The 16966-nt window shown below is 42.6% G+C and carries 9 protein-coding genes; 6 read left to right on the forward strand and 3 right to left on the reverse strand.

Features of this window, described 5'->3' with window-relative positions; translation table 11 throughout:
* Positions 1 to 42 precede the first annotated feature (42 nt).
* Positions 43 to 2994: an isoleucine--tRNA ligase gene (gene ileS, locus V7K61_RS15210; RefSeq protein ID WP_335054266.1), complete on the reverse strand. Its 2952-nt coding sequence runs from the start codon at positions 2992 to 2994 to the stop codon at positions 43 to 45.
* A gap of 491 nt (positions 2995 to 3485) precedes the next feature.
* Here ileS and V7K61_RS15215 point away from each other — a divergent pair, with 491 nt between their 5' ends.
* The 4 genes from V7K61_RS15215 (at position 3486) to V7K61_RS15230 (ending at position 7135) form a co-directional block, all read left to right on the forward strand.
* Positions 3486 to 3854, forward strand: coding sequence for a Crp/Fnr family transcriptional regulator (locus tag V7K61_RS15215; RefSeq protein WP_335054268.1), 369 nt, complete (start codon positions 3486 to 3488; stop codon positions 3852 to 3854).
* Positions 3855 to 4043: 189 nt separating this feature from the next.
* Positions 4044 to 4409, forward strand: a complete 366-nt coding sequence (locus tag V7K61_RS15220; protein ID WP_099101269.1) for a Lin0512 family protein — start codon at positions 4044 to 4046, stop codon at positions 4407 to 4409.
* Between the two features lie 1035 nt (positions 4410 to 5444).
* Complete coding sequence (locus tag V7K61_RS15225; RefSeq protein ID WP_094347761.1) at positions 5445 to 5783, forward strand: hypothetical protein; 339 nt, start codon at positions 5445 to 5447, stop codon at positions 5781 to 5783.
* Between the two features lie 419 nt (positions 5784 to 6202).
* Positions 6203 to 7135 carry a polysaccharide deacetylase family protein gene (locus V7K61_RS15230; protein WP_335054270.1) on the forward strand — a complete coding sequence of 311 codons (933 nt, stop codon included), beginning with the start codon at positions 6203 to 6205 and terminating at the stop codon, positions 7133 to 7135.
* Between the two features lie 324 nt (positions 7136 to 7459).
* Here the strand turns inward: V7K61_RS15230 and V7K61_RS15235 are convergent, their stop codons facing one another.
* Entirely contained in the window at positions 7460 to 12838 is a 5379-nt protein-coding gene (locus V7K61_RS15235) for a translocation/assembly module TamB domain-containing protein (protein ID WP_335054272.1), read from the reverse strand.
* Between the two features lie 884 nt (positions 12839 to 13722).
* Positions 13723 to 13920: a hypothetical protein gene (locus V7K61_RS15240; RefSeq protein WP_335054274.1), complete on the reverse strand. Its 198-nt coding sequence runs from the start codon at positions 13918 to 13920 to the stop codon at positions 13723 to 13725.
* A 645-nt stretch (positions 13921 to 14565) separates the two neighbouring features.
* On the opposite strand from V7K61_RS15240, the gene V7K61_RS15245 reads away from it, so the two are divergent.
* Together V7K61_RS15245 and V7K61_RS15250 are read left to right on the forward strand one after the other, a co-directional pair.
* Positions 14566 to 15819 carry a DUF4912 domain-containing protein gene (locus tag V7K61_RS15245; RefSeq protein WP_335054276.1) on the forward strand — a complete coding sequence of 418 codons (1254 nt, stop codon included), beginning with the start codon at positions 14566 to 14568 and terminating at the stop codon, positions 15817 to 15819.
* 85 nt (positions 15820 to 15904) lie between these two features.
* Complete coding sequence (locus V7K61_RS15250) at positions 15905 to 16831, forward strand: phosphodiester glycosidase family protein (protein ID WP_335054278.1); 927 nt, start codon at positions 15905 to 15907, stop codon at positions 16829 to 16831.
* The last annotated feature ends 135 nt before the right edge of the window (positions 16832 to 16966 follow it).

A 16966-nucleotide genomic window follows, 5' to 3' on the forward strand; every position in this document is an offset into this window, starting at 1 on the left:
GTTAGTGATTTCTAGCCTGCTATCGCCGTGGGATTTTTGCTTTTAAAACTCTCCAGCTAAGGCTGCAACACACCGTTCGCAAATTAGGGGATGTTCTGCTGATTCTCCCACATGAGTAGAGTAGTTCCAACAGCGATCGCATTTTTCACCATCTGCTTTCACTACCGCAATTCCCCAATCTTCCGTCTGCGCTGTATATTCTAATCCTTGCAACCCCTCAGCAGAATCTAATAATTCCACCTGGGAAGTCAGCAATAAATACCGCAGTTCGTCAATCCCGTTACCCTTCACCGGGTTAAAGGCTTTGATAGCATCGCCTAACTGTTTGTGAGGGATATGAATCAAAGCTTTGGCTTCCAGGGAAGAACCAATGAGTTTTTCTATCCTGGCTTGTTCCAACACCTTATTAACATCGGTACGGAGTTGTCGCAGCGTTTCCCAAAATTCCGCTAAATCTGGATTACGCCATTTTTCCTCAACCTGTACCCAACCGGCTTCAAACACTGATTTGTAAGGTGTTTTGTATGGGAGATATTGCCAGATATCTTCGGCAGTGTGAGATAACACTGGTGCGATCGCTCGTGCTAAATTATCTAAAGCTATTTTCAGCACCGTTTGACAACTGCGACGGCGGAAAGCATCTTTTGCACTGATGTACAGCCTATCTTTGGCCACATCTAAATAAAAGTTGGATAAATCCACCACGCAGAAATTCTGCACTGTTTGGAAAAAGCGGAAGAATTGGAAACTTTCAAAGGCTTGGGTAACTTCTTCAAATACTTCGGTGATGCGGTGCAGCATATAACGGTCAAGTTCTGGCAATTCCTCAAAAGGAACTGTATCTTTTTCGGGGTCAAAATCATCCAAGCTACCCAACAAAAACCGCGCTGTATTGCGAATCTTACCCCTAACATCATTCATTTGCTTAATGATGTTTTTCCCAATGCGAACATCGCCGGAGTAATCAACCGATGATACCCACAATCGCAATACATCTGCACCGTAAGGCGGTTCTACTTTTTGATTTTTTCCGCCTTCAATGATTGTATTTGGGTCAACCACATTTCCTTCTGACTTACTCATCTTTCGCCCTTGTTCGTCCAAAGCGAAGCCGTGAGTTAGCACAGTTTTGTAAGGTGCAATGTCATTTACCGCTACGCTGGTAAGCAAGCTGGATTGAAACCAACCGCGATGTTGGTCGGAACCTTCCAAATATATGTCAGCAGGGTAGCGTAACTCTGGACGCTGTTGGACGACAGCCGCCCAAGATGAGCCAGAATCAAACCATACATCCATTGTGTCTGTACCCTTGCGGTAAGACTTGCCATTATTACGATAAGATTCTGGTAATAATTCCTCAACTGATAATTCCCACCAAGCATCGGAACCTTTTTCTGCGATAATTCCTTGGACGTGGTTGATAATTTCTTCATTCAGCAGTGGTTCCCCCGTCGCTTCGTCGTAGAAAACGGGAATGGGTACACCCCAAGCGCGTTGACGAGAGATACACCAATCGGAACGTTCCGCCACCATTGGCGTGATCCGATTTTCACCTTGGGCTGGAATCCATTTTACCGTGGCGATCGCCTTCAATGCTTCTTCCCGAAATCCTTCCACGGAAGCAAACCATTGTTCCGTAGCGCGGAAAATTGTTGGCTTTTTCGTCCGCCAATCATAAGGATATTTGTGGGGGTATGGTTCTTCCTTCAACAAAGAACCAGCCGCAGCCAGTGCATCAATCACCGCTTGATTCCCATCACCCAGCACATTCAACCCCGCAAATTGTCCCGCTTCTTCGGTAAAATTGCCATTGTCATCTACTGGTGCAAGGATAGGCAAACCGTAACGCTGACCAACAATGTAATCTTCTTGACCATGACCGGGAGCAGTATGCACTAATCCCGTACCCGATTCAGTAGTAATGTAATCACCGCCGACGACAATCGGACTTTCGCGGTCATATAGAGGATGACGATAAGTAGTATGTTCTAAATCATTCCCTTTGAATGTGGCTTTTACAGTTAACTCAACTCCCAAGGTTGAAGATAAACGTTCCACTAAATCAGCAGCAACGATGAGATACCGGAACCTCACCCCCTCACTCCCCCTCTCCGTTAACCCAGAGGCGGAAGAAACTTCTTCACTCCCCCTCCCTGCTTGCGGGGAGGGGGTTGGGGGGTGGGGTTCCACTTCCACCACTGCATAATTCAAATCTGCATTTACCGCCACAGCCAAATTCCCTGGAATTGTCCAAGGTGTAGTCGTCCAGATAGCCACACCCAAATCTGACTGATATTCCGCCAACAGTGGTTTTACAGTTTCCGCCAAACTTGTGATTGCAAAAGCTGCATAGATACTGCGGGAAACGTGACCTTCTGGATATTCCAACTCAGCTTCAGCCAAAGCGGTTTTAGAACTGGGACTCCAGTGAACCGGCTTTAAACCGCGATAGATGTAGCCTTTTAAGAACATCTGACCAAACACGCCAATTTGAGCTGCTTCATATTCCGGCTTTAGAGTTAGATAAGGGTTTTCCCAATCACCCCAAATACCGTAGCGTTTAAAATTATTGCGCTGGTCGTTTACCGTCGCTAGTCCAAATTCTTTCGCTTTCTGCCGCAGTTGTAAAGATGTTAAATTTTGCCGTTCTGCTGACTTCATGTTCTGCAAAACTTTTAACTCAATTGGCAATCCGTGACAATCCCAACCAGGAACGTAGCGAACTTTACGCCCTTGTAACATTTGGTAGCGGTTAATAATATCTTTGAGAATTTTATTTAAGGCATGACCAATATGGAGTGAGCCATTAGCGTAGGGAGGCCCATCGTGCAGTATAAATAATTCGCCGGGGTTACTTTCAAAGAGGCGATCGTAAATTTTATTTTCTTCCCAAAATTTTTGGATTTCCGGCTCCCGCTTGATGGCGTTTGCCCGCATATCAAAATTAGTCTTGGGTAGGTTTACAGTATCTTTGTAACTTCCTGATTCGGTCACAGTCTCATGCCTAGAATTAGGTGTGCAGGTTTTATTAATTATAGAAGATAGCCTGAAATCCAAAATTCACTATTTGAACCTGAGTTTGATAAGTATTATTTGACCTCTCCCCCAGCCCCTCTCCGCTTCGGTACGGTACACACAAGTCGAATTACTCCCCCCCCGATGCATTGGGCTACGGGTGTACACACAAATCGAATTACCCCCCTTAATCCCCCCTTATAAAGGGGGGAAACCGGAAAATCTAGTTCCCTCCCCTTTACAAGGGGAGGGTTAGGGTGGGGTAAAACCTTTCAGACTTGTGCGTACACCGTAGCCAACTCGGAAAGGGACGGTTTTGCATTGTAAAACTAGGGAGAGGTTTATAGACGATTAATCAGAAATTTTGCGGAGATTGAGAGTTAATCGGCATAAAGTAGTATACTTTTTTGGGTTCGCCTAAAGCTATCAACAAGTTTCGTCTAAAAACCAAAAATTTTGGGGTTGCTCTAATGCTTAGTCCTGTAATAACAGTCAGTATATTTCAAAAACAACCCGATCCTAAAGCATTCTCAGCAGGTGAAGTCATCTTTGAAGAAGGACAGTCTGGTGATAAGATGTACGGCATTCTGGAAGGAGAGGTAGATATAGTAGTCAATGGCAAGGTTGTAGAAACCATTGAAACGGGCGAAGTTTTTGGTGCTGGGATACTTGTAGGGGTAAAAAATAGAAATTACACAGCGATCGCAAAGGTGGATACTAAACTAGGTTTCCTTGATGAAGAGGGGTTTCTCTTTGCTGTTCAGGAAACACCTATGTTTGCGATACAGGTGATGAAAAGTTACTCAGAGCGTTTGAGTCGCTTGCAGCGTATGGTCTAAATCACCTCAGTCGGCATAAGTTTCAAAACTAATCAGAATCTGCCACTAATTTTGCCTCCTTTTTAGAAGGCCATAGATATATTCTCTCGCTTGGGGAGTTATAAGTCAGTATTCAGAGAATTCTAGATGCTGGCTTTTGACTCCTGATTTATATAAAGTGAAAGGTGCAAAATTTACCGGAGGTAGCTAATGGCGCGTAAACGATTGATTATTGAGATGGGGATGGGAATCGATCAACACGGACAAGAACCAACAGTAGCAGCATCTAGGGCAGTACGTAATGCGATCGCTCACAATGCCTTACCTGGTGTTTGGGAGGTTGCAGGTTTAAGTCACCCTAATCAAATGATTATAGAGGTTCAGGTAGCAGTGCCATACCCAGAACAAGTTAGAGAAGAAGAAGTACTCGCTGTATTACCATTTGGGCGAAAAACCCTCACCGTAGAATCTGGAGGGATGATCGTTCAAGGGCGGGCGATTCCCGAACTCAACGATAAAAATGACGAAATGTTGATTGCGATCGCTGCTGTTACAGTTCTCATCGAAGATGAGTAGCTGAGGTAATTCCTCTAGAAACAGAAACTTATAGAAAAGTTATTAAGTGATTTGATTGCCGACTTTATTTGTGCCGGCGCTATTTTTAATTGTCAAGTATATTTGCTGATTACTTTATCAAAAAGCGTCATTGCTTTATAAAAATACCTAGTTTACTTTCTCAAAATACTTAAATGCTTTCTCAAAATGACCTTTGACTTATTCAAACCCCAGTTTGCTTACTCATTTTGGTGTTTTCCGCAAGCAAAATGAGCTTTGACTTACTCAAACCCCAGTTTGCTTACTCATTTTGGTGTTTTCCGCAAGCAAAATGACCTTTTACTTATTCAAACCCCAGTTTGCTTACTCATTTTGGTGTTTTCCGCAAGCAAAACGAACTTTTACTTATTCAAACCCCAGTTTGCTTACTAATTTCAGTATTTTCCGCAAGCAAAATGACCTTTTACTTATTCAAAATGCTTGCTCATTAATAAGTCGGTGAGAATAAATCAAACTAGATTAAGTAATGTAAGAAATATTGAGATTATTTCGTAGTGTTTGCGCAGCATCTCGTAAAGCCTGCGGCATAGCTACGCTTAGGGCGTAGCCTCTCGCAGAGAAGAGAGGACTTTAGAATACTCCAAGTAAAAAAATGCCCAATTGTCATTGCGAGTGAAGCGTTCGCGCAGCGTCTCGTAGAGAAGCAATCGCAATGACTGGGATTGCTTCGCTTCGTACCCAACTCTTGGAGAGGCTGCGCCAACGGGTTCTCCAAAGGAGTACGCAATGACGGGTTTTGGATCATTTATTTTTTGGAACACTCTTAGTCCTTATTTTCTCAGCACTAAAGTGCTTACTACAAACTTTTCATTACTAGCTTAGACATTGTACTGATAGATGTGTGGTAAATTTGCTCACCTCAAACGATTTGCTCAAACCCCAAGTCTTGTTAAGTCACGATCGAGTTAGTGGGTCTGCGCTAAACTAAAAAATATTGGGATAGAAATCTCTGGCAGTAAGTTCAATAGACCACTAATCTTTACCACTGCGGCGATCATGTCTCAAGAGCATAACGAATCACTCCAAATTCAGGAAATCACCAAACTCAAACCGAAACACTTTGCTGATTTAGTCAGATCGGCACAACTGGTTTTCGACCCTACAGCCGGAGTTTCGGGAAGACATATAACAGTTGACTGGGAACAATTCGGAATTCCCCGTGATGTGGCGGACAATCTCAAATCACTTGGTCAACACTACCAGTATGCATCTCCTCACATCCCTGTTGAAGACATTTGGAGTAAATTAACTCCAGAAACTCGTATTTGGTTCGTTGAAAATAAAGATCGGTTGTGGCAGCTTGAAGAAGCTTTCCCAGCCCTTGACGAAGATTGAAGAGGATATGAGGTAGGAGGTTGTCACCTTCTGCCTCTCTATAAGGATAAGCAAAAACTGCGATGGCGTAACCGCCCGCTGGAAGCGATCGCAAGCAAATAGCAAATATTGACTACCTAGCATTTTTCCAGGTTATGGTTATACTGCTATCATTGCTGGCTCTACTGGTCAGCTAAATTTACTGAGTATTATTTTATTCGGTTAAATAATGGTAGCAAGTTAGTACAAAATAAATTGAGAGATCCTTTAGCTGGAATGTTTCAAGGTATTTTATTGTTTTCTTTTTTATTTCAGCAGTAGATATATTAATTACAACAGGCTACGAGTAATATCAAGTCTGGGTAAAGGTATGGAAACATCAGGGAGAAACCAATCTCCAATCCCCAATAACTAATAACTAATATTTGAGGAGATTTAATGTGTCTAGTCGTAAATTATCTTGGTTACTGAAACTAATAATTATTACATTGGTTACTGGTGCTAGTAGTTTAGGTATCAGCTTGCTTTTAACCACAAGTGGATTTGAGCATTTGTTGGGAATTATCAAGCCAAAAAGCGAGAGTGCTAAAGCGAGTCATAACAAGCTGATGAGTGCAGATGCACAGAATATCAGTCCAGCAACAGACCAGATGAATGAATTACCAAAGGCATTTCAGGGAACAATCGTTTATCAAGGGAAACTAAAACCGAATGAGAAAGTTATTGCCCTAACTTTTGATGATGGCCCCGGCCCCAAAAATACCGCACAGATTTTAGAAATCTTGAAGAAAAATGATGTAAAAGCCACATTCTTCATGATTGGGCAAATGGTGAAATATTTTCCCCAAGTTGCCAAGCAAGTGGCTGCTGATGGTCACGTAATTGGTAATCACACATGGCATCATTGGTATCGCCAGATGGACTTAGCTACTGCGGCTAGTGAAATCGATCGTACAGCAGAGATCATCTACAAGACTACCGGAGAGAAAACTACTTTATTTCGTCCTCCTGGCGGTTTTCTGAATAATGGACTAGCCGAATATGCCAGAAACAAGAAATACGCTGTCATGATGTGGTCAGAACAATCGGGAGATGCTGAACGCCGTTCGCCTCCAGTTACAGGGCTGGTCAAAAATGTGCTGAAATATGCAAAACCTGGTGCAATTGTACTGTTGCACGATGGGGGCGGCAACCGTTCCAAATCTGTCAAAGCTTTACCAGAAATGATCGCAGGTTTAAAAGCCGAAGGCTATAGATTTGTGACGATTCCCCAACTACTAGAAATACAAGCCCAAGAAAAAAGTGTGGAGACAGAAGTATCACCTGTGGTAAAAAATCAAGAACATCCAAACCAACAACTTAATCATCAGTGATATCCCAATACGATTCGGTTAAGGTTTTTTGATGAAAATTATTGCTCGTCAAAGACGCGATAAATCGCCGTCTCTACAATAATCAGTCCTTTGTAGAGACGGCGATTCATCGCGTCTCTTGCCTTAACCAAACAGTATTGAGTGATATCCTGTCCCGGTAATTAGTTATACCAATTTGAAAAAAGAATGCGACAAATAGACCATTTGTAGAGACGCGATTCATCGCGTCTTTAGCCAAGGATGTGTTGCAATCATTAATTGAATTAGTATTAGTTTATTGGTCAGCAATGCGATTGTGTCGATTAACAATGCCAATACAGCAATCTAAAATCGAGTTTCATACTCAACTTGAAGTTGATTGTCATCCCCCACATCAGTTGAGCCTCGCATCAGAATTTCGTCATTAACTCGATAGAGGACATTGAAACGGAAAGAGTCATCGCTAGAAAGAGCGCGTGATAAAGAGGCAGAGAAATTTCTATTGATGTTAAACACACCTTCCGCTGATAAATTAAGAATTGAAGCTCTTGATGCTTTTGATTCTTCATTGTTAGTCGCAGGGGTAGGAAATATCCGAAATTCACTGAAACCAACAGCCTGTCCGATCGCAGTGATAGTTCCTTGTAAACTACCTAAAATGGTAGAACTAGCGAAATTAGTCAGCCCTTGGCCGGCATCTGCTTGACCGAAAGAACCCAGAATTGAGCCACCCAAGAGAGCAACTATTTCTCCCTTGCTACGGCTAGGTTCGCTCGTTAGTTCTAGATTGTCACCCAATTTACTAGCTGGCCCGTTCACCCTAGCTTGAACGGTAACGCTACGTAAAGTCCCAAAGTTGTTTACAGAAACATCGCTGACTTCAGAAGACAAAGGTGATTCCAAAGTTTGAGTGTTCCTTGCTGATGCTTCCGGTACAATTGCCGTCAGTCGGACATCCAAAGTCGGGTCAAGTCCTTGGCTTGGAGTAAACCGCGCAGTTTGTTCATAGCCCCGCGCCAAGGTAAACGCAGTGGAAAATAAACTCAGTCGTCCTCCAGTTAAACGAATGACTCCTTCAGGAAGTGGTTTGGCTAATGTACCATTAATGGTCAAGTCGCCTTTGGCGTCAAAGCTCAATAGAGGCTGACTTAATGCTGCTCCTCCTGGTACAAAGCTGAGTAGAGACTGAGTTGTAACCCGAATATCTTTATCTAAAATCAACTTTAAATCTGCAAACTCTACAGGTAAATTGGGTGGAGTTGCGGCGCTAGTGCTTCCGTCTACTGTCGCTACTGGGTTAGCGCTATTCTCTGCTGTCGGTGTGACGTTAGGGTTAACCTCTTGTCTATCTAGATTTATTACCTTAGTATTAGCCTCTGCTGTAGCTGCTGATTTTTTAGCAGTAGTAGTAGAGTTGCCAATAATTACCTGACCATCACTCAGTTTAATCTCTCCACCAATTACAGGTTTTAAGGCTGTGCCGCGAATCACGACATCGCCGCCAACACCGCCTTCATACAATCCTGCAAGCTTAAAATTGAGTTTGTCTGCTATTGATACTGTCAGGGGATTGGCTGCGGCTTGTTGAGGATCAAAAATTGGCAAGATGCCTGATGCAGTTACTTGCCCTTTATTGTAATTACCTTGGATATTTTCAACGCTTACCGTAGTACCATTAAATAGCGCTGTTCCTGTGACATTCGTTAGAGGTTCAGATAAGGCTTCAGCGCGAAAGGTTGCATTATTAAGTGTGGCGTTGCCGTTGATAACTGGTTCATTTAAAGTACCTTGAACATTTAAATCTACTTTTCCTTGACCGTCTACCCAAGCGACTTGATTGTTGGTCAACAGATTTAACAGTGCCAATCCTTCATTTTGCACATTGGCGTTGATGCTGATTTGATTGCTATCCGGTTGCACTTTGGCAAAAGGCAACGGTGCAGGTACGCTACCTGTAATTGCAACTGGCTGCGTTCCTGTTACGAGTAAGGTACTATCAAAATTTAAGCGAGCTTTGTTGTAATCAAAGTTCACCTCTCCTGTTTGTACGGGTTGTTTGTTAAGGGTCGCATTCGCTAGCGCCACTTTGCCTTTGGCACTAGGATCTTGCAAACTACCTGCTAAGGTGGCATCAGCATTTACATTACCAGTGATATCTATGGGGTATTTTTCGATAAAAGGCTCTAAAAGTGATAGAGGTAGACTGGCTACATTCAATTTTCCAGATAGTTGCTCAGTTCCTAACTGTCCCGAAAACGCCACTAGTCCTCGATCAATCCCCACACTCAAAGGCGAAAGGGTGACGATACCATCGGCAAAAGTGCCTTGAGCAACAACTTGATTGATGGAATAATTACCCCATTGCCAGTTAGCACCTTGAAAATTAAAGCCGACATTCAACCCAGATTTTAAGGAGCCATTGGCTGTAATTGCTCCGTTTAAAGCACCTGTTAATTCTGCAAGGCTGGGCAAAGATGGGGTTTGTTTTTTCTCTGCCTGCTGTTCTTTAGCGATCGCTGCTGTAATATTCGAGAAATATGCTAACTGTGTTTTCAAATCTGCATTGGGCAAACTGATCGATTCAGTTGGAAGTGCTTCTGCACCAGCTAACGTTGGAGGCTGCAACCCGGTACTCAGGTCTTGAAAGTCGAAGATATTAAACGCTTGTAAAAGTCTCTGGATTTTGGCTTCGGCAAAATTAGCTTGGAATTGAAATTGCGGGTCATTCCCTGCTTGCACATTGCCACTGAGAGCGATGTTGGTATCGCCAATCCGCAATTGACCATTAGCCAAGCTAGCCGTACCATCGGCATAATTGATGCTGCCGCGAAATTCATCGGCTGCAACTCTGGCAACGCGAGGCGCTGCGATCGCAACGTCTCCCGCAATGGCATAATTATTCAGATTGACAACTAAATTACCCGATAATTGCCCCCCCAAAGGTTTCAATTGATTGTTAGGTAAAAAGCCGCCAACAAGAGCGATGGGAAACTGTTGGGCGTTGATAATCAAGTTATCTCCCTCAGTTCTACCTGTAGTAACTGCCTCATCGCGTTTAACTAAAAATGAGGTGGGACGATAATCTGCACCTAAATTAAGCGCAATCCTATCCTGCTTCCCAGCTAGTCGTAGACTTCCCCCTTGTCCCCCTTGAAAATTCACATTTCCGGTTAAAAGTGGGTCAAACGCCAAGTTACTCACATTGAAATTCCGCAGTCGGATATTCCCATTAGCTTGGGGTACATCTGGAGTTCCTGTAACTTTCCCATTAAAATCAAGTCGCCCTGCTATTGCTACGTCCCCAGGAACTTTAAAGCCAGTATTTTGTAAGTTGAAATTCTGCGCCAGTACATTTAAATCAAATCCGGCAATTTGGGGTGCGCCACTTGGGGGAGACTGAATAGCGATCGCACCATTAGCAGTAAATCCTGCGGTACTTGCGTTTTCAACTATAATCTGCTGTCCATTCCACTGAAATTTTGCGGTAACAGGTTTTGCCAGCTGCGCTACTCCTTGGGGAAGGCTGATTTGTCCCGCAGCGCGAATATCCGCAAGCTGGAAAGATTGGGTTGTGCCAGCTAACTGAATATTGCTATTCAGCCGTCCTCGCAATTGTGGTGAGAAACGGCTGAGTTGAATTTGAGAAGTTTTGACAGTTCCTTGCCAGCGTTGTTGTGCAAGTTGACCTTGAGCTGTGATTGTCCCCCCTGCGACGTTCACAACCGCATCGGGAAAGATAATATTCTCTCCCCGTTTGGTAACAACAACTCGCCCGGTAGTGGGATAGGTGGCACTAGGCGCTTGCACCCGCGCTACTGTTTGCAAATTGCTCAGAGTCCCGGAAATATCGGCATTTGCCGAGACATTCCCAATGGTGATGGAGGGTGAGGAATTGTATGCTTTGGCGATCGCATCTCCTGGTATATTTTTTGCTTGCACATTCAATGCCACCCTACCTTGAGGTGCAAGCTGAACTCGTCCGCTAGCTGTGACTTGCCCTCCCACATCTGGATTTGCTTGAACGCGAGAAATATTGACGTTTAACGGTGTACCCAGAGAGCCAGTAATTTTAGCGTTCGCAGATATACCACCAACATTAATGGGAGTTGAAATACCATAACCTTGAGCGATCGCATTTCCTGGAATACCTTGAGCTTGAATATCTACGCCTACCTGACCTTGGGGAGCAAGTTGAATTTGACCATTAGCTGTGATTTGTCCCCCGACTGGCGGCGTTACCCGAACATTGGAAATATCAAGGTTCAACGGCTGTTTGGCAAGTGAACCAGTAATTTGTGCTTTTGCTGAAACATTCCCCACTGCGATCGGTAGAGTAACGCCATAGCTGCGTGCTAGTATATCTCCTGATATTCCATCAGCTTGAGCATTAAATATTACCCCATCTTTGGCTCCTAGATTAGCTTGACCGCCGCCTGTAATTTGACCACCTGCTGCGGGGACTATTCTCAAATTGGAGACAGTAAGTTGAGATGCAGTTTGAGATGCATTCAAGCGGAAATCAGTATTGATAGTTTTAAATTGAACGCGATCGACTTGAATCGGTTTGGTGTTACTTACTGTACCGCTGACGACTGGTTGTTGAAGTGCGCCTAGTATTTTAATATTTGCTTGAATTTCGCCACTAGCTGGGACTGACGAATTTACTTTCAGGGTATCTAAGATATTTTTCGCAGTAACAGGTTTTATCTGAGCAGAAACATTAAAACCTGTTTGGGTATTAATTGTTCCATTAGCTACAATAGGAACTTTGCCAAAGTTCGTACTCAGATTATATAAAGTAACTGTCTGACCCTGAAATAGAAATTTCCCATTAAAATTAGAAATCGGCTGAGGAAGATTTTGAATTTTAGCGGTGACTTGATTAGCTGTAGCTGTTCCCGTAATTGCGATGTCTGATAGTTTGGGTGGAATCTGCACCCCTAAGTCAGCATTTAAATATCCTGCTTGCAGCGCGATCGGTAACTGAATTAATCGAGTGATATCAGATGCTAGTAAATTTTGTGCTGAAAGCTGAAGGTTAGTTTGTTGAGCTTTGAGTTGGGTTTCGCCAACAATTTTAACAGCGCCTCCCCTAGTGAGTTGAGTATTGAAGTCATAACCAATCCTTTGATTTTGATCGGAAAATCGGGCAATACCACCAACTCGATCTAATATTACTGAGCCTTTGGGTTTAGTGGGTGCAGCGAATGGCATCAGTTCTATATTGCCATCTTGAATTTGAAGTGACTGCAACTCAGTTTGAATAAAGCCTTGTCCCTCTCCAGCCTTAACTTGGGCTGTCACCCAACGCCCATCTTTATCCTGTTGAACATAGACGTTGGGTTGAACTAAGGTGACATTTAATGCCAGTTTTCGGCTAAGAAGGAGTTGCAACGGCGAGAACTGCACCTCCAAAGCTTTTGCTACCACCCGATCTGCATCGCTGGAAGTTGCTGGTATCGATAGAGAGCTAAATCTCAGACTAGAAAGCGAAAAACGTTCAACGTTCCCAACTTTGACTGGACGCCCCAGTAATTGCTCAAGATTTTGCTGTACTAACGGTGCTAAATCTTTGTATACATAGTTTCTAGCCCACCAAGCACCAACGATAATTCCAACTAGTAAAACCCCACCCAGAGCCAAACTGGTACGTCCTAAAAGCAGGAGCCACAGACGACGATTAGATGGTTCCTGATTGTTTTCTGAATTTGGCGATCGCGTCATGATTGTTACTACTACCAGTACTTTTTTCTGGAGTGAGGCGAGAGACAGGTTAGTTGCAATTGTATTAGCAAGTTACAAGCTATGGTTTCACAATATCAGGACTTACGCAACAACTTTGTGGCAAGCTGCTTGTATTTTTTAGGAGAGGCTGTGTCAATAAGACGCATTTGCGGTGTGTTTATGTTATCTCATAATTTCGCGTAATTCCTGAGTTGATTTCGATTAATAATTTATCACCAGACATTAGTTTTGTTAGTTTTTAAATTTGGAAACTTTGCTGGTATTAGAAAGATTATTTAGAATTTTATGTGCGTCTTAAAAAGAAGCGGTATAGGGTTTCCTAATCACATGAGGTACATCATAGTCCCCTCCTCGCTTGCGGGGAGGGGGTTGGGGGTGGGGTTCTTACACCTCACTTAACCGAGAACCCCTATATGGATATTATCTTTCAGAAATTAGGTAACATTTTATGATTAAATTACTTTGCGATCGCACCTGTATATACGACTCTAGTTATAAAATTTAATCTTTGTAAAATCTAACTTAGTATAGATGACGATGGTAAGTAATCTTAGATTTGCAAGTAATCTAGAGTGGAAAGTCACTTCTTGAAGCTAGATTTAGACCCCCAAATAACGCGATGCGAATGTCTACCACACACTAGTTGAACTCACTTAGAAAATATTCGTGAATAAAACTTAGGTTTACACCAAGTTCTCAAAAAATTTTATTCAGTAATTCATCAAGTCAAATTTGAGATTCCGACTGTGCTATTAGACATCAACACGCCAGAAATATATCAAGAATAACTAAATACCAATAATTCCCGACTTCTCTAAAAAGTCGGGAATCTGAGCTTTTCGATTCCTCTTTCGCAAACCCAATTAATCATCACTTGGATCGTCAATCATTTCTGGTACTAAAGCTGGGTTACTTTTACGTTCTGCTGGTGATTGCTCCCGAATAACATCGTCTATTCTCGCAGGGTGTTTGATTTTGTCCAGTACCTCTGGACTTAATTGTGGCGCATCACCATCTGGATTAGACTTTTCAGCCTGACTAGGAACTGTTTCCTTATTCATAATTATTTCCCTAAACCCTAAACTTATACGCCAAGCTTAAGTTCTTTGATGGTCGGGTACACACTATCTTGGGACTTAATTTCACATAGCGGCGGGAAGAAAGGCGATCGCTAAAGTAACGATTAACTAAGTTTGCCCCACGTTTTGGTTTGCGATCGGTATTGGCCAACTAGGAATTTAGCGGTGGGTTCAATGCCCAATCCCTTTGAATCCTACTCCTTTGTTTGTGGATTGTGATTTTTGGCTAACCAAAAGAGCAATGTCATGAAATCTTAATACTGTTACTATTGCTTAACGTGTAAATCACTAAAAATGTTATGAAATCATGACAAGCAGATCCCAGAAGGGCTGATAAATTCGTGAAACAGCTAAAAAACCTACCTCTGACCCCTTGATCCCTAGATATGCTTAGTGGTTAATATTGACTTAACAAATAAAAATCCTCCGATCCCAAAGAAATGCTAATTTTGGCACAATAAGGAATTGAAAGGGTGTTGGCTCAATTTAAAAACAGATTAAAAAACTTAAAAACTGGGCAAAACCAGGAGTCAGGATAAGAAATTCATCTGGAATGGATGAGATTTTACATAGCATTCTTTAACCAGGGGAAATCATTTACCGCTTAAACTACTGGAGGCCAAATTAATGGCAAAAGAACGCCCGCCACTAGAGGAGATGACCTTACGCCAACTACGCAAAGTTGCTAGCGAATATAGCATCTCTCGCTATAGCCGAATGCGTAAATCACAACTACTCGCATCAATACAAGAAGTCCAGCGTAGCAGAACCTTACTCAGTCCATCTCGTTCATTGGAGGCACAAGAAACCGTGGAAGCTGCAAAGTTTGAATTAGGTCAGGAAGATCGTACTGGTGGATCTTTAGCTGATGTTGATGAAGGACTGGCAGATTTGCCCTCTGGCTATGGTGAAAGCCGGATTGTACTCTTACCGCGCGATCCTCAATGGGCTTACACTTACTGGGATATTCCCAATGAACACAAAGAGGAACTGCGTCGGCAAGGCGGACAACAACTGGCACTACGGATTTATGATGTCACCGACATCAATATCGAATACCAAAGCCCACATAGCATTCAAGAATATCCCGCTGATGAACTAGCTAGAGAATGGTATCTACCAGTTCCAGTTAGCGATCGCGATTATACGATTGATATTGGCTATCGTGCTGCTGATGGTCGTTGGTTAGTACTAGCTCGTTCTAGTAGAGTACACATTCCTCCCGTCTATCCTTCTGACTGGATTGAGGATGTCTTCATCACTGTAAATTTTGAAGAAGATTTACGTGGCAAAACTCAGTACGAACTAGTTCCTCCCGCCAAGAAGGTTGCAGCTACCGCCAATGGCAATGTTGGTAATGTTGGTAATGCTGTAAATGGCAACCCCATCTACGACGAAATATTTGGTTTAGCAGAATCTGCCGAATCACTACGGGTTGCTGGTTCTATCTTCGGCTCACAACAAGGTGCAGCGCGTCCTGAACAAGCTATTAGCTCCTACATTTTCCCATCGGGTGTAGGTCTGTGGGCAACTCCTACCGTGTCTGGCTTAACCGCTTCCGGTTCAGGTGTTGGCTTCTCGGCTTCTGCCGTACCAGTGCGTCCGCGCCAGTTCTGGTTAATTGCCGATGCTGAGTTGATAGTCTACGGTGCAACCGAACCCGATGCGACTGTAACCATTGGTGGCCGTCCAATTAAGCTAAATCCAGATGGAACATTCCGCTTCCAGATGTCCTTCCAGGATGGTTTAATTGACTACCCAATTTTGGCTGTAGCTGCTGATGGGGAGCAAACCCGCTCAATTCAGATGAAATTTAATCGTGAGACACCATCTCGGAATACTAACACCAAAGAAGAAGCTGTTGTAGAATGGTTCTCTTAAGTTTTGGCTCTGAGATTGATTCCAGACTGAAATTTTAAATTATTCCCCGCTATAGTAATTCTGTAGCGGTTTTTTTTGTATTATTATGCCTACAAAAAAATTATTTTTGTTATTTATCTTGATAATCAGTGCAAGCGTATTATCAGGTTGTCAAAAGATTGAAGCAAATTTAGTCCCAAAAGCGTCTAAAAGTTGCCCTGGCAAAGATGCCAAGTTCAGTATTGATTTTTTTAAAACCAATAATCAAGGTAAAAAAAATCCTAAAGGTATTAACAATGTAATTATTTTTAATCCCAAATCAGCCGAATTAGATTTCAAAGTTAATGTTGGTCTATCTCATAAACTCTACGCCAAAGATAGTAGAGGTAAACTACGTAAAGAATATGTAGCAAAACAGTTTCATGAACTCATCGCTGATGAAAATGCCAAGTTAAACGGACAGCTACCCATTGCTGCAATTAATGCCGACTATATAGATACTGAAGATAAACCCCAAGGCTTAAATATTTCTCGTGGCGTAGAGTATTCAGGAGCATTTAAAAATAAACGTTCTTCCTTTGGGATATCAGGAGGTACACCCCAGCAGCGACGGGCTACTATTCAAGCTGGCAGAAGAACGAACGATATTCTCAATTATAATTTAGTGGGCGGTAATGGCAGATTCTATCGTCAGGGTAAGTTTAAAGATATTTGTCAAGATTTGGGAGAATTTGCTTGTAAAAATGCAACTAATCGCTCTCTGGCAGCTATTACTAATCAAGGCTATGTAATCTTATTAGTTAATGACTTGAAAGCTAATTCCGAGATTGAATTATCTCAACTTAATCAAGAGTTACTGCCAGATATGTTTGATAATGTCTTAGAGGGTATTGCTAGCAATAACTGTTTAGGTAAGATTCAAGAAGGGATTTTATTTGATGGCGGTATGTCTCCAGGATTGTATTACAACCAGAAAACTTATGTAGAAAACCTTGGGCCGATTGGTTCAGTTTTTTTGATTTACAAAAAATAAAATAGTTATAATTCCCAGAGTTATTGCACCCCTCTCCGATGCTTTTGCCTACGGTATACACACAAGTCAAATTACCCCCCTTAATCCCCCCGATGCATTGGCGGGAAACTAGAAATACTGTTCCCTCCCCTTAGA

It is taken from the genome of Nostoc sp. (assembly GCF_036918015.1).
Classification (GTDB): Bacteria; Cyanobacteriota; Cyanobacteriia; order Cyanobacteriales; family Nostocaceae; genus Nostoc.

Coding starts and splice junctions, on each gene's coding strand:
- V7K61_RS15215 (WP_335054268.1), top strand. CDS start 3,486: ATGCTTAGTCCTGTAATAACAGTCAGTATATTTCAAAAACAACCCGAT.
- V7K61_RS15220 (WP_099101269.1), top strand. CDS start 4,044: ATGGCGCGTAAACGATTGATTATTGAGATGGGGATGGGAATCGATCAA.
- V7K61_RS15225 (WP_094347761.1), top strand. CDS start 5,445: ATGTCTCAAGAGCATAACGAATCACTCCAAATTCAGGAAATCACCAAA.
- V7K61_RS15235 (WP_335054272.1), bottom strand. CDS start 12,838: ATGACGCGATCGCCAAATTCAGAAAACAATCAGGAACCATCTAATCGT.
- V7K61_RS15240 (WP_335054274.1), bottom strand. CDS start 13,920: ATGAATAAGGAAACAGTTCCTAGTCAGGCTGAAAAGTCTAATCCAGAT.
- V7K61_RS15245 (WP_335054276.1), top strand. CDS start 14,566: ATGGCAAAAGAACGCCCGCCACTAGAGGAGATGACCTTACGCCAACTA.
- V7K61_RS15250 (WP_335054278.1), top strand. CDS start 15,905: ATGCCTACAAAAAAATTATTTTTGTTATTTATCTTGATAATCAGTGCA.